At 72.3% G+C, this 21,174-nt stretch carries 19 protein-coding genes, 1 tRNA gene and 1 pseudogene; 17 read left to right on the top strand and 4 right to left on the bottom strand.

Going from position 1 to position 21,174, the window contains the following annotated elements; all coding sequences use genetic code 11:
* Together C1I92_RS28645 and C1I92_RS28650 are read left to right on the top strand one after the other, a co-directional pair.
* Positions 1–423 (top strand): annotated as a pseudogene (locus C1I92_RS28645) (EamA family transporter); the annotation flags it as partial.
* A gap of 10 nt (positions 424–433) precedes the next feature.
* Positions 434–1,660 (top strand): serpin family protein, encoded by a 1,227-nt coding sequence (locus tag C1I92_RS28650; RefSeq protein ID WP_111258049.1) that lies wholly within the window; start codon positions 434–436, stop codon positions 1,658–1,660.
* Positions 1,661–1,662: 2 nt separating this feature from the next.
* Here the strand turns inward: C1I92_RS28650 and C1I92_RS28655 are convergent, their stop codons facing one another.
* The gene (locus C1I92_RS28655; protein WP_111258050.1) at positions 1,663–2,328 is read right to left on the bottom strand and encodes a DedA family protein; all 666 of its coding nucleotides are present in this window, start codon (positions 2,326–2,328) and stop codon (positions 1,663–1,665) included.
* 152 nt (positions 2,329–2,480) lie between these two features.
* Between C1I92_RS28655 and tmk the strand changes: the two genes are divergently transcribed.
* The 9 genes from tmk to C1I92_RS28700 all read left to right on the top strand — a co-directional run bounded on the left by tmk (position 2,481) and on the right by C1I92_RS28700 (position 11,036).
* The gene (gene tmk / locus C1I92_RS28660) at positions 2,481–3,107 is read left to right on the top strand and encodes a dTMP kinase (RefSeq protein WP_111258051.1); all 627 of its coding nucleotides are present in this window, start codon (positions 2,481–2,483) and stop codon (positions 3,105–3,107) included.
* The gene (locus C1I92_RS28665) at positions 3,104–4,261 is read left to right on the top strand and encodes a DNA polymerase III subunit delta' (protein WP_111258052.1); all 1,158 of its coding nucleotides are present in this window, start codon (positions 3,104–3,106) and stop codon (positions 4,259–4,261) included. Before tmk ends, C1I92_RS28665 begins: the two co-directional genes overlap by 4 nt.
* A gap of 1 nt (position 4,262) precedes the next feature.
* Positions 4,263–5,036, top strand: coding sequence for a hypothetical protein (locus C1I92_RS28670; RefSeq protein ID WP_111258053.1), 774 nt, complete (start codon positions 4,263–4,265; stop codon positions 5,034–5,036).
* 200 nt (positions 5,037–5,236) lie between these two features.
* A complete protein-coding gene (locus tag C1I92_RS28675; protein WP_111258054.1) occupies positions 5,237–6,232 on the top strand; it encodes a hypothetical protein in 996 nt (331 codons plus the stop codon).
* An 88-nt stretch (positions 6,233–6,320) separates the two neighbouring features.
* Entirely contained in the window at positions 6,321–7,214 is an 894-nt protein-coding gene (locus tag C1I92_RS28680; RefSeq protein WP_111258055.1) for a PSP1 domain-containing protein, read from the top strand.
* Positions 7,211–8,821: an alpha/beta hydrolase gene (locus tag C1I92_RS28685; protein ID WP_199521691.1), complete on the top strand. Its 1,611-nt coding sequence runs from the start codon at positions 7,211–7,213 to the stop codon at positions 8,819–8,821. Before C1I92_RS28680 ends, C1I92_RS28685 begins: the two co-directional genes overlap by 4 nt.
* A gap of 30 nt (positions 8,822–8,851) precedes the next feature.
* On the top strand, positions 8,852–10,069 hold the full coding sequence (locus C1I92_RS28690; protein ID WP_111258056.1) for a L,D-transpeptidase: 1,218 nt from the start codon (positions 8,852–8,854) through the stop codon (positions 10,067–10,069).
* Between the two features lie 69 nt (positions 10,070–10,138).
* Positions 10,139–10,214: transfer RNA gene (locus C1I92_RS28695), tRNA-Thr, on the top strand.
* 75 nt (positions 10,215–10,289) lie between these two features.
* Positions 10,290–11,036, top strand: coding sequence for an NYN domain-containing protein (locus tag C1I92_RS28700; protein ID WP_158564316.1), 747 nt, complete (start codon positions 10,290–10,292; stop codon positions 11,034–11,036).
* 67 nt (positions 11,037–11,103) lie between these two features.
* Here C1I92_RS28700 and C1I92_RS28705 read toward each other — a convergent pair whose 3' ends face one another.
* Both C1I92_RS28705 and C1I92_RS28710 read right to left on the bottom strand, forming a co-directional pair.
* The gene (locus tag C1I92_RS28705; protein WP_111258058.1) at positions 11,104–12,753 is read right to left on the bottom strand and encodes an ABC transporter ATP-binding protein; all 1,650 of its coding nucleotides are present in this window, start codon (positions 12,751–12,753) and stop codon (positions 11,104–11,106) included.
* Positions 12,750–13,733: an Lrp/AsnC family transcriptional regulator gene (locus C1I92_RS28710; RefSeq protein WP_158564317.1), complete on the bottom strand. Its 984-nt coding sequence runs from the start codon at positions 13,731–13,733 to the stop codon at positions 12,750–12,752. Before C1I92_RS28710 ends, C1I92_RS28705 begins: the two co-directional genes overlap by 4 nt.
* Before the next feature lie 139 nt (positions 13,734–13,872).
* Between C1I92_RS28710 and C1I92_RS28715 the strand changes: the two genes are divergently transcribed.
* The 6 genes from C1I92_RS28715 to C1I92_RS28740 are packed head-to-tail and all read left to right on the top strand — an operon-like array spanning position 13,873 to position 20,588.
* A complete protein-coding gene (locus tag C1I92_RS28715) occupies positions 13,873–15,084 on the top strand; it encodes a dipeptidase (RefSeq protein WP_111258060.1) in 1,212 nt (403 codons plus the stop codon).
* Positions 15,081–16,694 (top strand): ABC transporter substrate-binding protein, encoded by a 1,614-nt coding sequence (locus C1I92_RS28720; protein ID WP_111258061.1) that lies wholly within the window; start codon positions 15,081–15,083, stop codon positions 16,692–16,694. Before C1I92_RS28715 ends, C1I92_RS28720 begins: the two co-directional genes overlap by 4 nt.
* A gap of 6 nt (positions 16,695–16,700) precedes the next feature.
* Positions 16,701–17,663 (top strand): ABC transporter permease, encoded by a 963-nt coding sequence (locus C1I92_RS28725; RefSeq protein ID WP_111258062.1) that lies wholly within the window; start codon positions 16,701–16,703, stop codon positions 17,661–17,663.
* Positions 17,660–18,556, top strand: a complete 897-nt coding sequence (locus tag C1I92_RS28730; protein WP_111258063.1) for an ABC transporter permease — start codon at positions 17,660–17,662, stop codon at positions 18,554–18,556. The genes C1I92_RS28725 and C1I92_RS28730 overlap by 4 nt, the downstream gene beginning before the upstream one ends.
* Positions 18,553–19,728: a M24 family metallopeptidase gene (locus tag C1I92_RS28735; RefSeq protein WP_111258064.1), complete on the top strand. Its 1,176-nt coding sequence runs from the start codon at positions 18,553–18,555 to the stop codon at positions 19,726–19,728. The genes C1I92_RS28730 and C1I92_RS28735 overlap by 4 nt, the downstream gene beginning before the upstream one ends.
* Before the next feature lie 11 nt (positions 19,729–19,739).
* Complete coding sequence (locus C1I92_RS28740) at positions 19,740–20,588, top strand: alpha/beta fold hydrolase (protein ID WP_111258065.1); 849 nt, start codon at positions 19,740–19,742, stop codon at positions 20,586–20,588.
* Here C1I92_RS28740 and C1I92_RS28745 read toward each other — a convergent pair.
* On the bottom strand, positions 20,585–21,174 hold a 590-nt coding region (locus C1I92_RS28745; protein ID WP_146605321.1), incomplete at its 5' end, for a DUF3500 domain-containing protein. The genes C1I92_RS28740 and C1I92_RS28745 overlap by 4 nt on opposite strands.

Raw genomic sequence — 21,174 nt, forward strand, 5'->3', positions numbered from 1 at the left:
CTGCTGGCGCCGGCGATCGTCGCGACCGCGTCGTACGGGCTGGGCAACGTGCTGCGCGGCGCCGCCGTCGCGGACTGGACCGAGCCGATCGCCGGCGGCCTGCTCGGCGCGATCGCCGGGACCCTGGCCTACCTGGTGTTCCACGTCTCGCCGCGCGGCTTCGTGGAACGGGTCCGGCGCGCGGACCGGCGCGGCATCGCCTGGTGGACGCTCACCGGCGGGCTGACCATCGGCGGCCAGATGAGCGTGATCGGCTCGGCGGCGCACATCGACGTCGCGGTGGCGGTGGCGATCTCGTCGGCGCTGCCGATGGTCGTGATCCCGGTGAGCGTGGTGCTGCTGCGGATCCGCGAGGGCGTCACCGTCGTGACGGCGCTCGGCGCCCTGCTGATTACCGGTGGTGTGGCCTGGCTGGTCGCCTAGTGTGGGTCGCATGAGCCTGTACGCGACCGAGGTCAACCAGCTCACCGCCGCCTGGCTGCGCCGCACCGACGGCGCCGGCGTGCTGTCCGGCGCCGGGCTGTGGCCGCTGCTCGCCGTCCTGGCGTCCTCGGCCGACGGGCCCGGGCGCGCCGAGCTGGCCGGCGCCGTCGGGCTGTCCGCCGACGAGTCCATGGACGCCGCCCGCGACGTGCTGAAGGCGCTGGCCGACCTCGACGGCGTCGACGCCGCGCTCGGGCTGTGGGCGCAGCAGGCGGCGCAGGTCCGGCCGGAGTGGCGCGACACGCTGCCGGCCGGCACGTTCGGCGAGCTGACCGGCGACTCCGGCGTCGACCAGCCGGTGCTCGACGCATGGGCGCGCGAGCGCACGCACGGGCTGATCGAGCGGTTCCCGGTCCAGGCCGGCCCCGAGCTGATGCTGACGCTGGCGACGGCGCTCGCGCTGCGCACCACCTGGCAGCGCACGTTCTCCGACGAGTCGTGGCGGGTCACCGAGGGCGCCTGGGCCGGCCGGCGGCTGGCCGGGCTGCAGCGCACCACACCCGACGCCGACGACCTGCGCGTCGCCGACACCGACGCCGGACCGGTGACGCTGACCCGGGTGTCCGGCGACAACGGGCTCGACGTGCACCTCGTGCTCGGCGCGCCGGACGCGGCGTCCGGCGAGCTGCTCGCGGCGGCGGTACCGTTGCTGGCCGGCGACGCCGGGGTCACCGGCGGGGCGGCGCTGCTGGAGTCCGGCGACGTCGACCCGTGGCCCGGCGTCACGACAGTGTCCGCCCAGCGCCCCGGCCTGGTGCTGAAGACCGCCCGGTTCACGGTCCGCTCGCAGCACGACCTGCTCCGCCATGCCGACGTGTTCGGGCTGCGGACGGTCAGCCGGCCCGACCGCGGCCACTTCCCGGCGATCGGCCCGGTGCCGCTGCGCGTCGACCAGGCCAAGCAGGCCGCCGTCGCGATCTTCAGCGCGGTCGGCTTCGAGGCGGCCGCGGTCACGGCGATCGGGCTGCGGGCGGTGTCGATGCCGGTGCACAACGCCCGGGCGATCGCCGTCGGCTACGACCGCCCGTTCGGGTTCCTCGCCGTGCACCGCGACAGCGGCCTGGTGCTCTTCGCCGGGTGGGTCGACGCGCCGGACGACTGGGCCCCGCCGGCGCCGGGCGAGCAGCGGCAGCGGCCGGGCGCGATGCGCGAGCGGCTGCCCCGTCCGGGCGAGTGACGTCAGGCGACCAGCTCGACCGGCCGTGACGGGGACGGCTCGTCCACCTCGGCGGCCTCGGCGGCGCGGGCCCGCTCGGTCATCCGGCGCCGGGTCCGGACGATGGTGTGCGCGGCGCCGGCCCACACGCCCACCAGCACGCCGACGGCCGCCCCGATCGCGACCTGCAGCCACAGCGGCGCGTCGGTGACCGAGCCGGTGACGTAGCCCAGTCCGACGGCCCAGCTGGACCAGATCAGCCCGGCGGCGAACGCGATGACGGCGAACCGGCGCGGCGGGATCCCCGCCACGCCCGCCGCCGCTGACATCGTCGTGCGGCCCAGCGGGATGAACCGGGCCGCGATGATCGCCGCCGCGCTGGTGGAGCCCATGCGCTCGTGCGCCTCGGTGATCCGGGTCTTGAGCCGGCGGCCGAGGCGGTACCGCTCGAGCGCGCCGGGCAGGGCCTTGCGGCTCATGCCGTGGACGGCGAGGTCGCCCGCCAGCGCGCCGAGCGTCGCGGCGACGATCGCCCAGGCGACGTTCAGGTGTCCGGCGGCGGCGAGCGCGCCGGAGGAGATGACCGCCACCTCGCCGGGGATGGCCGGCACGACCGCGTCGACGGCCACCAGGGCGGCCATGACGAGGTAGGCGAGCGCCGGCACGGCCACGAACGACAGGAGGTCCATGGACTCCACCCTGGGTTCCTACCGGAGCTGGTGCAATGGTGTGGAACCGAACTCAGGGATCTCTCAGGGTCCAGCTCAGGGACGGTGGCAGGGCGGTCCCCGGTCTTGGGGCGTAGGCCCGCGTTGTCGGTGTCATTCACTAGGCTGACGACGTGACCGGACCGCGAGGGCTGTTCGTCGCCTTCGAGGGCGGCGACGGCGTCGGCAAGACCACCCAGCAGGCGCTGCTGGCCGAGCACCTGCGCGCCCGCGGCCGCGACGTCGTCGTCACCCGCGAGCCGGGCGACTCCCGCATCGGTCCGCAGGTGCGGGCCATCGTGCTCGACGGCGGCGACCTCGACTCCCGCGCCGAGGCGCTGCTGTTCGCCGCCGACCGCGCCGACCACGTCGCCCACGTGATCCGCCCGGCGCTGGAGCGCGGCGCCGTCGTGCTGGTCGACCGCTACGTCGACTCCTCGATCGCCTACCAGGGCGAGGGCCGCGGGCTGGGCCGCGAGCAGATCGACGCGATCTCCCGGTTCGCCACCCAGGGCCTGCTGCCCGACCTCACCGTCGTGCTCGACCTCGACGAGGCGGCCCGGGCCGAGCGCGTGCGCCGGCAGGGCTACGTCGACCGCATCGAGCGCGAGCCCGACCACCTGCACGAGCGGGTCCGGCGCGCGTTCCTCGACCTGGCCGCGGCCGCGCCGGAGCGCTATCTCGTCGTCGACGCCGCGCGGCCGGCCGCGGAGATCGCCGCGGACATCGTCGTCGCCGTGGAGAAGATGGTGCGTACATGACCGTCTGGGACGCCGTCGTCGGGCAGAGCGTGGTGCCCGCGCTGCGGCGCACCGTCGCCGACGCCGCCGGGTACCTGCAGGGCGGCCGGCGCGGCGCGATGACGCACGCCTGGCTGTTCACCGGCCCGCCGGGGTCCGGCCGGTCCGTCGTCGCCAGGGCGTTCGCCGCCGCGCTCCAGTGCCCCAACGGCGGCTGCGGTCAGTGCTCCGAGTGCGCCGACGTGCGCGCCGGCACCCATCCCGACGTCGCGTCGCTGGTCACGCAGGGCCTGAACATCCGCATCGCCCAGGTCCGCGAGCTGGTGCCGCGGGCGGCCCTGCGCCCGGCCCGCGGCCGCTGGCAGGTGGTGGTCGTCGAGGACGCCGACCGGCTCGGCGAGGACGCCGCCGACGCGCTGCTGCTGTCGGTCGAGGAGCCGCCGGAGCGCACGGTGTGGATGCTGTGCGCGCCGACGGCCGAGGACATCGTGCCGACCATCCGGTCGCGCTGCCGGGTGGTGAACCTGCGCACGCCGCCGTACGCCGACGTCGCCCAGCACCTCGTCGCCACCGCCGGGGTCGAGCAGGAGCTGGCCGAGTTCGCCGCCCGCGCGTCGCAGGGTCACGTGGGCCGGGCCCGCGCGCTGGCCACCGACGCCGAGGTCCGCGCCCGCCGGGCCGAGGTGCTGCGGCTGCCGTTCGACCTCGCCGACATCCGGCAGTGCCTCGACGCCGCCGCCAACCTCGTCGAGGCCGCGCGGGCCGACGCCGAGAAGCACTGCGACGCGCTGGACGAGCGCGAGGTCGAGGAGCTGCGCAAGGCGCTCGGCGCCGGCACCACCGGACGCAAGCCGCGCAACATGGAGGCCGCGGTGAAGGAACTGGAGCGCGAGCAGAAGCTGCGCCGCACCCGGGTCCAGCGCGACTCCATCGACCGCGCGCTGGTCGACGTGCTGGCGCTCTACCGCGACGTGATGATGCTGCAGATGGGCGTGCGCACCGAGTTGGTCAACGAGGAGATGCGCCCGTCCATCGACCGGCTGGCCCGCACCGGCAGCCCCGCGGCCACGCTGCGGCGCATGGAGGCCGTCGTCGCCGCCCGCGAGGCGCTGCAGGCCAACGCGCTGCCGCTGCTGCAGCTGGAGGCGATGGCGCTGGCCCTGCGGGAGGGCTGACGTGGCCGGTCCCTGGGACATCGTCGAAGCGCTGACGGCGTGGGCGCGGCGCACGCCGTGGTGCGACTGGGTCGAGCTGGGCGGATCGCTCGGCCGCGACGCCGGCGACGAGCTGTCCGACGTCGACGCCGGGCTGGGCGTGCTGCTCGACGGCGCGAGGTACGAGGAACGCCGCGACGCCGCGCTCGCGGCGGCCCGCGGGTACGCCGTCGTCGCCGGCGAGCTGGTCCAGCACCTCGGCAGCACGGAGCAGCCGGCCGACCACCTGGTCCTGCAGTACGCCGACGGCCGTCAGCTCAGCCTCGTCGTCATGCCGGCCGGCGCGCGGCCCGGGCTGGCGCCGGGGTCACAGGCCGTGTTCGACCGGTCCGGCCGGCTGGCCGAGTCCTTCGCGCCGTCCGCCCTGCGCGCCGGCGACGGGCAGCGCCGCGAGTGGGCGTTCCTCGGCTGGTGGGGCCTGGCCGACGTCGCCAAGCACGCCGGGCGCGGGCGGGTGTGGCGGGCGATCGAGTCGCTGCACGAGGTGCGCACGTTCGTCTGGCGGCTGCACGCCGCCGAGCTGGGCGTCGACTATCCGGCGTTCGGCGCGGTCAGCGTGCAGAACGCCGAGCTCCCGGCGCCGGCCGGGCTGGCCGCGACGCTGCCGGTCGCCGCCGATCCGGCCGCCGTCGTCGCGGCCGCCCGGGCGCTGGCCGACGTGCTGGAACCGCTGGCCGCGCCCCACGCCGTCGACGGTGTCCGGGCCGAGGCGCTGCGCCGTCTCGCGGAGGTCTGAAACCCGCCGCTTGTTGCTTTCTTTCGTATTGACACCGAGATCGGTAAGTCAATAACATGATCGCGGCGCCTACGGCTAGGGCCCAGCCGCAGGGCTACCAAGTGCCGACGGTCATCGGTGCCGACTTCTCAACGCCGGATAGAAGGCCGCCACCTGCCCTGACCTCGGCTTGTTCCTTCCCACCGATCGAGGAGGAAGCCATGTCTTCGAGAAGCATGATCGGCCGGCGATTAGCCGGCCGGCTCGCCCGGATCGGCTCGGCGGTCGCGCTCGCCGCCGGGCTCGTCACAGTCGTCAACTTCGGCGCGGCGCAACCCGCGTCCGCCGAGCAGTCGTGTCCCGCTCCCACCCAGCCGCCCGTCTCGGGGATCGAGCACTGGATCGAGCAGTACTCCGACCGGGGGGTGACGGTCTGCTGGGGAATGGACAACGTCGGTGGCATAGCTCAGCTGGCCGCGGTCATGCAGGTCGTCGACCTCGCCGACGGCGCCAGAGTGCAGCTCAGGTCGGAACACATCTGTGATAACGGGTGCTTTGACGCGCCCCTACCCCAGACGCAGTTCCAGAAGCACACGGCGGAGGAGTGGCACGCCATCTGGGCACACTCGACCCTCTTCAGTACGACCAACACGGCTTACTTCAAAGACACGACGAATCCAACGACGGCGCTCAGCCTGCCCGAGTTCACGTCCGGAACCGTCAACACCTACGGGTTCGCCCTCAATGGCGGCTCCGACCTGACGAACGCGAAGGTGAGCCTGACGTTGGGGCCGACCTACAACATCCCTGTCCAGTCGGTGAAGCTGCGCGACTTCGGGCCGGTCTACACGGCTGCCAACGTGAACGGGCACTGGGCTTGCAACGTCATCGGGCGCGGCTGCACCGCCGGCTTCAGCGGGACCATGGGCTTCCACCCCGCCGTCAACATCTCGGGTGATCCCAATGAGACCAAGCGGCGGACGATGGTCGGGGTCAACGCTGCGGTGAACGTGGCCGGGTCCCGGGTCTACATCCTCACGACGGTGCATTCCTACAAGCTCGCCGACGCCCGGCAGATGCTGAAGTTCTTCGGCTCGCAGTACGAGATGCAGCTCGACGGCGGCGGCAGCACGCAGTCGATCTCGGCCTACCACCAGATCGACAGCCCCATCTTCCGCAAGGTCCCGGAGGTCCTCCAGGTCTACCTCGGCCCCTGACGCACTCTTCGTAGCACGGGCCGTCCGGCGCTTCGGCGCCGGGCGGTCCCGCATGTGGGCCGGGACCGCTTAGGGTGGTCGCGTGGGCATGGTGATGGCAGTGGCCTTCACCCGGTACGGGAGGCTCTACTACCTCGACCCGGGTGAGCACACCCCGCGCGTCGGCGACAAGGTTCTCGTCCCCACGGACGACGGGCCGGAGGTCGCCGAGTGCGTCTGGGCGCCGCAGTGGGTCAGCGAGGACATCGGCGGCCTGCCCGTGTGCGAGGGCCTCGCGACGGAGAAGCACCTGCAGCGCGAGGAGCGCAACCGCCGCCGCCGGGCCGAGATCCGGGTGGCCGCCCGCCGGCTGATCAAGCACCACGAGCTGCCGATGAAGATCGTCGGCGTCGACTACGTGGACACCCGCGAGGATGTCGACCAGCTGGTCACCATCTACTTCAGCGCGCCGCACCGGGTCGACTTCCGCGAGCTGGTGCGCGACCTCGCCCGCACCCTGCGGGCCCGCATCGACCTGCGTCAGCTCGGCGCCCGCGACGAGGCTCGCGTGCAGGGCGGCATCGGTCCGTGCGGCCGCGACACCTGCTGCTCGACGTTCCTCACCGACTTCGAGCCGGTCAGCGTGCGGATGGCGAAGGACCAGGACCTGCCGCTGAACCCGTTGAAGATCTCCGGGGCGTGCGGGCGGCTGATGTGCTGCCTCAAGTACGAGCACCCGCTCTACCAGGACTTCAAGCGCAGCGTGCCGACCGTGGGCTGCGACGTCACCACCGACGACGGCGTCCAGGGCACCGTCGTGGCCTACAACGTGCCGGCCGAGACGGTGTACGTCCGCGACCGCGAGACCGGGCGCCGGGTCGCCTGCCCGAAGGCCAGCGTGTGCGGCTCGCGGCAGGCCTACGAGGGTGCGGTCGCCGCCGGGGCACGGCGCACGCCCGACATCGAGGACGACGCGTACGAGGACGACGGAGAGAACCTGTGAGACTGCGTGCCCTGGCTGGGCTGGCGCTCGCCGCCGTCGTGGCCGCCGCGGGTTGTTCGGCCGAGCCGGAGCGCGACAACAACCAGCGCCCCGACGTCCCGGACCGGTCGACGCCGGCCGCCGACGCCACCGTGGGCATCGAGCCCGAGCTCGCGCGGTTCTACACGCAGGAACTGGAGTGGAGCGACTGCGGCGAGGGGTTCCAGTGCTCGACGGCGACCGTCCCGGTCGACTATGCCGACCCCGGCGGCGACACGCTGGAGCTGGCGCTGCTCCGGTCCCCGGCGACGGGCGAGGACCGGCTGGGATCGCTGCTGGTCAACCCGGGCGGTCCGGGCGCCTCAGGGGTCGAGTACGCGCAGCTGGCCGGCTCCGTCGTCACCGGGCAGGTGCGTGAGCGCTACGACATCGTCGGCTTCGACCCGCGCGGCGTCGCCGGCTCGACCCCGATCGACTGCGTCGACGACGCCGAGCTCGACGACTACCTCGCCGCCGACCCGACGCCCGATGACGAGGCCGAGATCGCCGACATGGAGGAGTCGATCCAGGAGCTCGCCGCCGGCTGCGCGGCCCGCTCCGGCGAGCTGGTCCCGCACGTCGGCACCGCCGACGTCGCCCGCGACCTCGACGTGCTGCGCGCGGCGCTGGGCGACGAGAAGCTCAATTACCTGGGCAAGTCGTACGGGACGTTCATCGGCGCGCTCTACGCCGACCAGTTCCCCGACCGCGTCGGCCGGCTGGTCCTCGACGGCGCGATCGACCCGACGCTGTCCGGCGACGACCTCGGGCTGGGTCAGGCACGCGGCTTCGAACGGGCCCTCTCGGCGTTCCTCACCTGGTGCTTCGACCAGGACAACTGCGCGCTCGGCTCGTCGGAGGACGAGGCCCGCGACACCCTCGCCGGGCTGCTGCGGCAGGCCGACGCGGAGCCGCTGGTCACCGACGACGAGAACCGGCCGCTGACCGAGGCGCTGGCGTTCTACGGCATCATCCTGCCGCTCTACCTCACCGCCGACGAGGGCTACGAGCCGCTGAACGAGGCGCTCGACCTCGCGCTCACCGAGGACGACGGCACGCTGCTGCTGACGTTCGCCGACCTCTACCTGGAGCGCAACAGCGACGGCACCTACAACGGCAACGCCAACGAGGTCATCAGCATCGTCAACTGCATGGACCACCCGGAGTCGGCGACCGCCGCGGAGGCGCAGGCCGGGCTGGCGGCGTTCACCGACGTGTCGCAGGTGTTCGGGCCGTTCCTCGCCTGGGGCGGGCTGGGCTGCTCGGCGCTGGCCGACGGGCTGGCCGAGGCCGGCGACGGGCCCACCGACGACCCGACGGCGACGCCCACCGGCGAGCCGGAGCCGCATCCGCCGGTGACCGCGCCGGGCGCCGACCCGATCCTCGTCGTCGGCACCACCGGCGACCCGGCCACGCCGTACGAGTGGGCGCAGTCGCTGGCCGACCAGCTCTCGTCCGGCGTGCTGCTCAGCTACGACTCCACCGTGCACACGGCCTACCTCGCCGGCAGCGACTGCATCGACGCCGCCGTCGACGCGTACCTGCTGGCCGGGACGGTGCCGGACGAGGGAACGAGCTGCGCGGCGTGAATCGCGGCGAAGTATGCGGATAATGGAGAGATGCGCCTTCGCCTCGCTGTACGGCAGGTCGTGCTCGTCGTGAGCGCGGCCGTGCTGCTGACCTCGTGCGGAGGCTCCGACGACGACGCCACCGCCCAGCCGGAAGGCCCCAAGTCGCAGCGGGTGCCGGTGCGGCTCGACGGCATCGCCGACGAGGTCGCGTTCGGCGAGCCGCTGCAGTTCTCCGTCACGAACGGCCAGATCGACTCCGTCGAGGTGACGCCCGAGGGCGGCGAGCCGGTCGAGGGCCAGGTCGCCGACGACGGCGGCAGCTGGCAGAGCGCGGCGCCGCTGGACCCCGGCGGCTCGTACGCCGTCACCGTCGTGGCCTCGGACCGGCTCGGCCTGGAGCACACGCTGACCGACTCGTTCGCCGTCGGCGCCGTGCCCGACGGCAACCGGCTCACGCTGAGCATGCAGCCCGCCGACGGCTCCGTCGTCGGCGTCGGCGCGCCGGTCACCGTCCGGTTCGACCAGGAGGTCACCGAGCGCGAGAACGTCGAGCAGGCCCTGCACATCGCGTCGAACCCGCAGGTCGAGGGGGCGTGGCACTGGGTCAGCGGGCAGGAGGTGCACTTCCGGCCCGAGGCGTACTGGCCGGCCGGCACCCAGGTCAGGCTCAATCTCGACCTCAACGGCGTCCAGGCCGGCGACGACCTCTGGGGCGGCCGCTCCTACGACCTCGACTTCACCGTCGGCAAGGCCCAGATCGCCACCGTCGACGCCGCCACCCACACCATGTCGATCAGCGTCGACGGCACCACCACGGCCACCTGGGACACCAGCCTCGGCGCGCCGGAGTTCGCCACCCGCAACGGCACCTACATCGTGCTGGAGAAGTTCGAGACGCGGCAGATGACGTCGTGCAACGCGAACATCACCTGCGACCCGGCCAGCCCGGACTACTACGACCTCGAGGTGCCCAACTCCGTCCGCCTCACCTGGAGCGGCACGTTCGTCCACTCGGCGTCCTGGTCCGAGGGGTCGCAGGGCTCGGAGAACGTGTCGCACGGCTGCATCAACCTCAGCCAGGCCAACGGCGCCGCGTTCTTCGCCCAGGCCCAGTACGGCGACATCGTCACCGTCGCCAACTCCACCCGCGGCCCCGAGGACCTCGTCGACCGCGGCGACCCCGGCATGGCTGACTGGAACCTGGGCTGGGACCAGTACGTGGCCGGGTCCGCTCTCGGCGCCCCCATCACCACCGACGCCCTCTGACCCCTCGATTGGGTTCCGGGGACCTCCACGCCCTATACTCGTGCACCGTGCCCGGTTCGCCGGGCACGCGCCGCCTTAGCTCAGTCGGTAGAGCGATTCACTCGTAATGAATAGGTCGTCGGTTCGATTCCGACAGGCGGCTCCAAAGGTCCTGCGTGACCTCGTAGGTCTGAGGCCGAGTCGATCGGCCCGCCTCAACGGCGAGGTGAAGGTGCTGCCCATGGAAGACGCCGACTCGAAGCCGACCGCATCGGTCTACATCGACGGCTTCAACCTCTATCGGCGGTTGCTGGAGCGCCACCCAGAGCACAAGTGGCTGGACTTGGAGGCGCTCGCCGATCGGGTGCTGTCGGACTACCACGTCACCTCGGTGTCGTACTTCACCGCGATCATCAAAGCACTTCCTGGGAAGGACTCCAGTTCGCCGCAGCGTCAGCAGGCCTACCTGCGGGCCCTCGCGACCTCGCCTCGCACGCAGGTCTACCTGGGTAAGTTCCGGATCGATCCCCGGATCATGCCGCTGCATCCGACTGAGTTGGACGCCGCGGGCGTGCCCATGCGCGTGCGGGTGAAGAAGACCGAGGAGAAGGGTTCCGACGTCGCGTTGGCCAGCAGGCTCCTGATCGATGCGATGAAGGGCGAGGCTGACGTCTTCGTGGTGTGCACGAACGACTCTGATCTCGTCATGCCGATGCGCTTGGTCAAGGAAGAACTCGGCCGGGACGTCGGCCTGCTGTCGCCGATGGAGCCGAAGCGATCCAGCAACGAACTGAAGCAGACCGGGCCGATCTGGCACCGCCAGATCACGCCCGCAGATCTGGACGCTTGCCAGCTTCCCGATGAGCTGGACGACGCCCAGGGCACGATTCGCCGACCCGTGAAGTGGGCCAGAAATTCCGAAGGCCCCGCCGAAGCGGAGCCTTCTAACCGGCAGCCGAAGCCGACCGGGGGTGTAAACACACCATAGCGCGCGGTGCCAGTTTCGTCAGCATCTTGGGTCCCGTGCGGCCAGATCCGCGCAGATCCGGCGTTGACTATCCCGGACGAAGAGCCGTGCGCTGCTCGCGCCGCCGGCGCTGCTCGACGGGGTCGGGGACGGGCGCGGCGGCGAGCAGCCGCCGAGTGTAGTCGTCGCCCGGTGCAGCGAGGACGTCGGCGCTGGCGCCCTGCTCGACGATGCGGCCGCGGTGCATGACGGCGATCCGGTCGGCCAGGAGCTCGACGACCGCCAGGTCGTGGCTGATGAACAGGCACGAGAAGCCCAGCCGCGACTGCAGGTCCAGCAGCAGCTCCAGCACCCGCGCCTGCACCGACACGTCCAGTGCGCTGGTCGGCTCGTCGGCGACCAGCAGGACGGGCTCCAGCGCGACCGCGCGGGCGATGCCGACCCGCTGCCGCTGGCCGCCGGAGAGCTCGTGCGGGTAGCGGTTGCGCCAGGCCGCCGGCAGCTCGACCCGTTCGAGGAGCTCGGTGACGCGGCGGCTGACCTCGGCGCGTGGGCGGCCGTCCAGGCGCAGCGGCTCGCCGATGCTGTCGCCGATCGGGTACCGGGGGTTCAGCGACGACGCGGGGTCCTGGAAGACCATGCCGACGGTTCGGCGCAGCGCGCGCAGCTCCCCTCGCGACGCGCGAGTGACGTCCTGGCCGTCGACGACGACGCGGCCGGACGCGGCGCGCAGCAGCCCGACGACGCAGCGGCCGATCGTCGACTTGCCCGACCCGGACTCGCCGACCAGGCCGAGCACCTGCCCGCGCGGAACGGTGAGCGTGACGCCGTCGACGGCGCGGAAGGCGGGGCGGCCGAGCCCGCCCGGGTACTCGACGACGACGTCGTGCAGCTCCAGCGCGGCGGCTCCGTCGTGCGCAACAGGCGCGGCGGGCGGCCGGACCTCCTGCCGCCCCAGGTGCGGCACCGCCGCCAGCAGCTCGCGCGTGTACGGCTGGGCCGGCCGCGCGAACAGCTGCTCGACCGGCGCCTCCTCGACGATCTCGCCGGCCCGCATGACGACGACGCGGTCGGCGATGTCGGCCACGACGCCCATGTCGTGCGTGATGATGAGGATCGCCGAGTCCAGCCGGTCGCGCAGGCTGCGCAGCAGCGCCAGGATCTCGGCCTGGACGGTGACGTCGAGCGCGGTCGTCGGCTCGTCGGCGATGAGCACGGCCGGGTCGCACGAGATCGCCATCGCGATCATCGCCCGCTGCCGCTGCCCGCCGGAGAGCTGGTGCGGGTAGTAGCCGTACCGCTGCTCCGGGTCGGGCAGCCCGACCATCGTCAGCAGCTCGACGGCGCGCGCCCGGGCGGCCCGCCGGCTGAGGTCGGTGTGCAGCCGCAGCGCCTCGACGATCTGGGCGCCGACGGTGAAGACGGGGTTGAGCGCGGTCATCGGGTCCTGGAACACCATCGCGACGTCCTGGCCGCGCAGCCGCCGCAGCGTCGGCCCGTCGGGCGTGGTGACGTCGCGGCCGCTGACCTCGATGCGCCCGGTGCGCACGGCGCTGGGCGGCAGCAGCCCGAGCACGGAGAGGGCGCTGACGCTCTTGCCGGAGCCGGACTCGCCCACGAGCGCGAGGATCTCGCCGGGCCGGACCTCGATGCTGACGTCGCGGGCGGCGGTCGTCGTGCCGTCGCCGGTGCGGAACTCGACGCCGAGCCGGTGGATGGCCAGCGCGGGTGTGGTCACAGGTCGCCTCCTTCGACGAGGGTGAAGGCACGCTTGACGGTGATCAGCTCCAGGCCGATCTCGACCCGGCGGATGCCGGGCAGCTCGCCGAGCACGCGCGTGTTGAACGCCAGCAGGTCGTCCTGGTGGCGGAGGACGACCTCGCAGGTCAGGTCGCTGTAGCCGGCGGTGGAGGAGAGGTAGCGCACCTCCGGGCGCTCGGCCAGCGCCTTCGTGGTCTGGTCCAGGTGGCGCAGGTCGACGGCGAGCCAGTAGAACACCTCGACGCCGTAGCCGAGCAGCTCCGGCCGGACGATCGTCGTGTAGCGGACCCGGCCGTCGCGGGTCAGCGTGTCGAGCCGGCGCTTCACCATCGACTCGCTCATGTCCAGGCGGACGGCCAGCTCGGCGAAGCTGAGCCGGGCGTCCTCGGCCAGCAGGCCGACGAGGGCGTTGTCGCGCTCGTCGAGCGGCTTGGGGTCGCGCTGCTCGACGGTGCCGCGCTCGGCCTCCAGCGTCGCGACGGCCTCCGGCGCCAGCGTGCCGTGCGCCCATACGTTCGCGACCTTGTGCTGGGCGATCACCGTCTCGGTGACGGTGGAGAGGATGCCGTCGACCTGCTCGATCTCCTCGAACAGGACCCGGGCCAGCGCCCGTTGCGAGGGCACGATCAGCTCGACGATGAGGTCGAACGTGCCGGTGATGAGCGCGGCGAAGCGCACGTCGGGACGCGCGGCGAGCTCGGCGGCGACCCGCGGCGCCTGCCCGACCCGGCAGGTGACCTGGATGAGGACGGGGTACCCGCCGACGCTGCGCAACGGGTCGGTCGACGCCACGACGCGCACCAGGCCGGACGCGAACAGCCGCTGCGCGCGCCGGGCGGCGGTCGTGTCCGACGTGCCGGCGGCGCGCCCGACCTGCTGCCACGTCGCGCGGCCGTGTGTCTGCAGCGCGGCGACGATGCGCCGGTCGAGGTCGTCGAGCACGGTCTCGTCCGTCATGGCGGCTATGGTACCGGTCGGCCCGCCGAAATCCATCGTGCAACCTGAACGTAACGCAGAACTCCGTCGCAACACTTGCTTCAAATGACGAGATCTGTCATCGTCGGGGACGTTCATGAAGGATTCCGGGAGGTCTGCCGTGCTCGAACCGGCCAAGCGCTACGACGGGTATCGCTCGTACAGCTATCTGCGCGAAGGCGTGGACTACAAGGCGTTCGATCTGGCGCCCGAACTGGGCCGGGTGCCGGCCTACCAGGGACTCGACCTTTCCGACGCCCAGCGCGAGCGGGTGCGGCGGCTGCTGGCCGACAGCATCGTCGTCTCCACCCACGAGCATCCGACGGCGTTCCCCGACGACATCACCGAGACCATCGACTACAACCGGCACGGGCGGCACCGCACCGGCTACGAAGGGCTGGCCCGGTCCGGCCTCACCGCGGTGATCGACAACTTCATGGACGGCACGGCCTGCGTCACCAGCCACGCCGGCTGGAAGTGGACCGACATCATCGCCGACCTCGGCATGCGCTTCTCCGACCTCGCGCACCAGGACTACGTGATCAAGGCCGAGACGCTGGCCGACATCCGCACGGCGCACGAGACCGGCCGCATCGCGCTCATCGCCGGGCTGGAGGCGTCCACCCCGATCGAGAACGAGCTGGACCGCATCGACATCCTGTACGGCTTCGGGGTGCGCCAGCTCGGCATCGCCTACAGCGAGGCCAACACGCTCGGCAGCGGGCTGAAGGAGCGCCGCGACGGCGGGCTCACCGCGTTCGGGCGCAAGGCCGTCGAGCGGATGAACAAGCTGGGCATCGTCGTCGACGTCTCGCACTCCGGCGACATCACCTCGCTGGAGGCGATCGAGCACTCCACCAAGCCGATCATCATCACCCACGCCGGCGCGCGCGCCGTCTGGCCGACCAACCGGATGAAGACGGACGAGGTCATCCGGGCCTGTGCGGAGCGGGGCGGGGTCATCGGCCTGGAGGCCGCGCCGCACACGACGCTGTCGCCGCAGCACCCGCGGCACAGCCTGGAGTCGGTGATGGACCACTTCGTCTACTGCGTCGACCTGGTCGGCATCGAGCACGTCGGCTTCGGGCCGGACACGCTCTTCGGCGACCACGTCGGGCTGCACCACCTCTTCTCCGGCCACCTGTCGCTGGGCGAGGCCCACGGCGCGGTGGAGTACGAGGAGGTCGAGTACGTCGACGGCCTGGAGAACCCGGCCGAGTGCTTCTGGAACATCGTCGGCTGGCTGGTCACGCACGACTACTCCGACGACGAGATCCGCGCCGTCATCGGCGGCAACGCCATGCGTGTCATCGAGGAGGTCTGGGAGAGATGAGCACTTCGCGCGGCTTCGGCCGGCGCGTCGCGCTGGGCGCGGCGCTGGTTCTCGCTCTGGCGGCCTGCGTGCCGTCCGAGCCCGACGAGTCGTCGGACGGCGCGTCCGGCGACGCGAGCGAGGGCGGCGACGGCGGCGGCGAGCTGTCCATCGGCACCACCGCCGACGTCGTCAACTTCAACCCGCTGGTCGGCAACAGCCGTACCGACAGCTGGGTCACGAACCTGATGTACCCCGCGATGATGACCATCGACGACGAGGGCACGAAGGTGCCGGCGCTGGCGACGGAGTGGGGCTACGGCGAGGACGGCCTGAGCGCCTGGATCGAGCTCCGCGACGACATGCAGTGGTCCGACGGCGAGCCGCTCACCGCCGAGGACGTCGTGTTCACCATCGACGCCATCAAGGCCGAGCAGCTGGGCACCGTCTCGGGCATGATCGGCGCCTACGAGTCCGCCGTCGCCGCGTCGGACACCCGGATCGAGTTCACCCTGAGCCGGCCCGACGGCGCGTTCCTCAACAGCATCGGGTTCTGGATGCCGATCGTCCCGGAGCACGTGTTCGGGCAGGCGCCGACGGTGGCCGACTTCGCCAACGACTCCGACTGGGTGTCGGCCGGCCCGTTCGTGCTGACGACGGTCGAGCGCGGCCAGCGATACGTGCTGGAGGCGGTCGACGGCTACCCGCTGGGCGAGGACGACAGCGGGCCGGCGCTGGACCGTGTCGTGTTCCGCGTCTACCCCGACGTGAACACCGAGGTGCTGGCGCTGCGCTCCGGCGAGATCGACCTCATCGGCAACGCGCTGCCGCCGTCGGTGGCCCGCGACGTCTCCGGCGACGACGAGCTGCAGACGTTCAGCGTCCCGTCGCTGGGCTGGGCGCACATGCAGTACAACATGCGCCGTCCGCCGCTGGACCAGGTCGAGGTGCGCCAGGCCCTCGCGCACGCCGTCGACTACGAGGCGATCCGTGAGGTCGTGCTGGGCGGCAACGCGGTGTCGTCGAACTCCAGCGTTCTCACCCCGACGTTCGCCCAGTGGGTGGACGATACGGCCGAGGAGTACACGTACGACCCGGACCTCTCCCGCGACCTGCTGGCCCAGGCCGGCGTCGAGAACCTGGAGCTGGAGATGATCTACGACGCCGGCGACCCGAACATCTCCTCGTGGGCGGAGCTGGTGCGCGACCAGGCGGCCGAGGCCGGCATCACCATCACGCTGGCCGGGCTGGAGCGCAACACGTACCTGGCTCGCACCAACGACCGCGACTTCGACATCTACGCCGGGTCCTGGGCGATCATCGACGAGCCGCAGTCGAACTTCCACCTGCTGTTCGCGCCGGACGGCTTCATCAACTACGCCGGCGTGAACGACCCCGAGATCGACCGGTTGATGGTCGAGGCGTCGACGGCGCTGACGGTCGAGGACGCGCGCGGCCCGCTGCAGGAGCTCGCCCGCATCGTCACCGAGCAGGTCTACGACAACGTCATGTACGTCGAGCAGTTCACGTTCGCGGCGTCGAACGAGTGGACCGGCTTCCAGCCCAAGCCCAGCGAGCTGCTCTCCGTCGTCAACCCGCAGTCGCTGGCGTCGGTCCGGGCGGCGGACTGAGCGCTCATGGCCCTGCTCCGCTTCACGTCGCTGCGCGTGCTCCGCTGCCTGCTCACGCTCTGGTTCGCGGTCAGCGTCACGTTCTTCGTCGTCCGGCTGCTGCCGGGTGACCCGGCGCTGGCCATCGCGAGCCCGACGATGGACGAGGCGCAGCGCCAGCAGATCCTCGCCGACTTCGGACTGGACCGGCCGCTCGCGGTCCAGTACGTGACGTACCTCGGTGAGCTGCTGCAGGGCAATCTCGGCGTGTCGTTCCGGCAGTCCGTCCCGGTCTCGGAGGTGCTGCTGGAACGGCTGCCGTGGACGCTCATCCTCACCGGCAGCGCGCTGCTGCTGACGCTGGTGATCGGGTTGCCCCTGGGCGTGCTGGCGGCCACCCATCGCGGCGGCGCGCTGGACCGCGTCATCCAGGTCGGCGGCGTCGTCGGGCAGTCGCTGTTCGTCCCGACGGTGGGCATCGCGCTGCTGTACACGTTCGGGCTATGGCTCGGCTGGTTCCCGATCGGCGGCGCGATCGACGACGACGTCTACGGGCTGGAGGCATACGCGAGCATCGCGCGCCACCTCGTGCTGCCGTGCCTGAGCCTGGTGGTGCTGCAGATCGGCGCGTACGTGCTGACGCTGCGGACGAACCTCATCGACGCGCTGGGCGAGGAGTACTGCACGGTGGCCCGGGCCAAGGGCGCGCCGGAGCGGCGGGTGGTGTGGAAGCACGCGTTGCGCAACGCGCTGCTGCCCACGACGACGCTGGTCGGCCTGCAGCTCGGTCTACTCGTGGGCGGCGCCGTGCTCACCGAGACGATCTTCGCCTACCCCGGCGTGGGACGGGCGATCTACGAGTCGGTCGGCCAGCTCGACTTCCCGGTGCTGCAGGGCGCGTTCGTGCTGCTCGCGGCCGCGGTCGTGGTGGCGAACCTGCTGACCGACATCGCCTACGGCCTGCTCGACCCGCGGGTGCGTGCGGCATGAGCGGGCTCAGCGAGGAGCTGACGACGGCGGTCGAGCCGGTGGCCGGCCCGACGCCGGCCGCCCGCACGTGGCGGGCGTTCCGGCGCAACCCGCTCGGCCTGGTCGCCGTCGGGCTGCTGGCACTGCTGCTGGTGGTCGCGCTGGCGGCGCCGTTGATCGCGGACTATCCGCGCGGCTACGGCGAGGACGTGCTGGCCGGGCCGTCGGCGGCGCACTGGTTCGGCACCGATCACCTGGGCCGGGACATCTTCGCGCAGGTCGTGTGGGGCACCCGGACCAGCATGATGGTCGGCCTGGGTGCGTCCGCGCTGGCCATCGTGCTCGGCGTGGCGGTCGGCGTCGGCGGCGCGTACTTCAAGCGGGTCGACGGCGTGCTCGGCCTACTCGTCGACGTGATGCTGTCGCTGCCGGTGCTGCCGCTGATGATCCTGGTCGCGGCGCTGGCCGGGCCAAGTGTCACGACGCTGGTCGTCGTCATCGCGGTGTTCTCCTGGCCCGAGGTGGCCCGGGTGGTCCGGTCGCAGGCGCTGCCGATCGTCGGGCTGTCCTACGTCGACGCGGCACACGTGATGGGTGCGCCGAACCGCTGGGTGCTGCTGCGGCACGTACTGCCGGCCGTGTCGCCGGTGATCGCCGTGTCGGTGGTGGTGACGGCGTCGCGCGCGGTGCTCAGCGAGGCCGGCCTGGCGTTCCTCGGGCTGGGCGACCCGTCCAGCTGGTCGTGGGGCACGATTCTCTACAACGCCCAGCGCTCCGGCTCGCTCAGCTCCTCGTGGTGGACGGCGTTCTTCCCCTCGCTGGCCATCCTGCTGCTGGTCGTCGCCGCCACCCTGGTCGCGCTGGCCTACAACGACGCCCGGAACCCGCGAACCCGGCAGGACGGAGCCCGATGACCTTCTCGCAGCGGCTGCCCGCGACCTTCTACCGCGACGTCCACACCCGGCTGCGGGCGCTCATGGACGCCGCCGGCCTGGACGCGGTCGTCGTCGACGACTGGCACGACGTCGCCTACCTGACCGGCTTCTTCCACCACCCGAACGAGCGACCCGCCGTCGTCTGGGTCGGCCCGGACCGGGTCGCGCTGCTGGTGCCGGAGCTGGAGCGCGAGCATGCGCTGGCCCAGGGCGCCGTCGTGGACGAGCTGGTCGCGTTCGAGGAGTTCCCCGGCGCAGTCAGCCCGTTCGCCGCGCTGGCCGCGGTCGTGCCGGCGGCCGGCGTCTGGGGACACTCGCCGGCGCTGTCGACCGGCCGGCTGGCCCAGCTGGCGACGGTGTTCGGCGGCGTCACGTGGCGGATGTCGGCGCTGGTCGACGAGCTACGGCTGGTCAAGCAGCCGGAGGAGGTCGAGCTGCACCGGCAGGCCGGCCGGCTCGGCGACGTCATGCTGGCCGCCGGCGTCGAGCTGATCGAGGCGGCCGTCTCCGGCGGCGAGCTGCCGAGCGAGGCCGAGCTGGCCGACCACGTCGTCCGGGCCGGCAGCCGGTGGATGTACGAGACGCACTCCGACGTCGTCGTGGTGCCGATGCTGACCGGCGGACTCGTCTATGGCGGCGCCAACTCCGCCTACCCGCACGGGCTGCCGTCGTCGTACCGGCTGCGTCCCGGCGACACGTTCATCCTGTCGCTGGGCGGCGCCGTCGGCGGGCGATACGCGGAGAGCGAGCGGACGTTCTTCCTCGGCGAGCCGACGCGGCAGCAGCGGGCCTACTTCGCCGCGGACCACCGGGCGCAGGAGGTCGGCACGCAGGCGCTGCGGCCGGGCGCCCGCTGCCAGGACGTCAACCGCGCCTGCCTCGACGTCATCCGCGACGCCGGCTACGGCGAGCATCTGCGGCACCGTCAGGGCCACGGGATCGGGCTGGACTTCCACGAGCCGCCGTGGCTGTCCGACGGCGACGACACCGAGCTGGCGCCCGGCATGGTCGTCTCCAGCGAGCCCGGCGTCTACGTGCCCGGCCACGCCGGCTACCGGATCTCCGACACCGTCCTGGTCACCGACGACGGGCCGGAGCGGCTGACCGCCTTCCCCCGCGACCTCGACGACGTCGTCATCGACCTGCCCTAGGAGTCTGGTTCATGATCGTGGAGATCAACGGCAACCCGCTCGACGTCGACCTGCTCGGCGGCGACGACCCCGGCAAGCCGCTGCTCATCGCGCACCATGGCGCGCCCGGCCTCGGCTCACGGCGGGAGCCCACGGCCGCGTTCGGCCACCTCTCCGACCTGTTCCGGGTGCTGGTCTTCGACGCCCGCGGCAGCGGCAAGAGCGGCGACGTCCCGCCGTTCACGCACGAGCAGTGGGTCGCCGACATCGACGCGCTGCGGGCCTGGGCCGGTGCGGAGTCGCTGGTCATGGCCGGCGGGTCGTACGGCGGCTTCCTCGCGATGGAGTACACGATCGCGCACCCCGACCGCGTCCTGGCACTCGTGCTGCGCGACACCGCGCCGGATCACTCGCACGAGGAGGCCGCGATGGCCAACGCCCGGGCCTCCGCGCGGATCCAGGTCGACGAGGACAAGCTCACCCGGATCATGGACGGCCGCATCCGCGACAACGACGACTTCCGCGACTGCTGGGCGTCGATCCTGCCGCTCTACGACCACGAGTACGACCCGGCGTCGATCCAGGCCCGCGTCGACGCCGTCGACTACCACTACGCCACCCACAACTACGCCTTCGCGGTCAACCAGCACAGCTACGACGTCAAGCCGGGGCTGCCGTCGGTGACCTGCCCGGCGTTGGTGACGGTGGGCCGCAGCGACTGGATCACGCCGGTGGAGTGCAGCGAGACGATCGCGGCGCTGATCCCCGACTCGCAGCTGGTCGTGTTCGAGAAGTCCGGGCACTCGCCGCCGATGGAGGAGCCGGAGCGGTTCCAGCAGGTCGTCCGCGACTTCCTGGTGTCCCGCGTGCTCGCTCGCTAGGAGTGGTGCGCCGCGTGGTGGGCGGCGAGCAGGTCGTCGCCCCAGTCGTGGCGCAGGTCGCGCCAGACGGAGTGGACGTGGTTCGCGCCGTGCTGGGTGTTGTCGTACTCCAGCAGGAACGTCGGGCCGAGGACGGCGTAGTAGTGGCCGTGGCCGGGCTCGATCGACCCGGCCCAGCCGAACGTGACGCGGTTCAGCCCGGCCTCGGTGATCTCCGCCCACGCTGGCTCGGCCGCGGCCGCCGTCACCCGGCCGAGGTACTGGCGGATCAGCCGTTCCAGCAGCTCCCGCGCTTCGGCCGGCATGTCGCCGTAGGCCAGCCCGGGCGCGATCAGCCCGGCGTCGGCGACCGGGTCGTCGCGGGTCAGGATGTCGTCGGGTGCGTCCGGTGACGTGATGGCGACGGCCCGTTCGGCGGCCGGGAGCGACGTGACCAGTGCCCGGCCGAGGTCCTGCTCGGCGGCCAGCGTCCGCCGTCCGGCGCCGGGGAAGCCGGGCGGGACGGTGGCCGGGTTGGCGCCGAAGAACTGCGGCGTCGCGACGACCCGCCCGTCGACGACGGTGACCGTGACGGCCAGATGGTGCC

This window comes from Jiangella anatolica, assembly GCF_003236295.1.
In the GTDB taxonomy this organism is placed as follows: domain Bacteria; phylum Actinomycetota; class Actinomycetes; order Jiangellales; family Jiangellaceae; genus Jiangella; species Jiangella anatolica.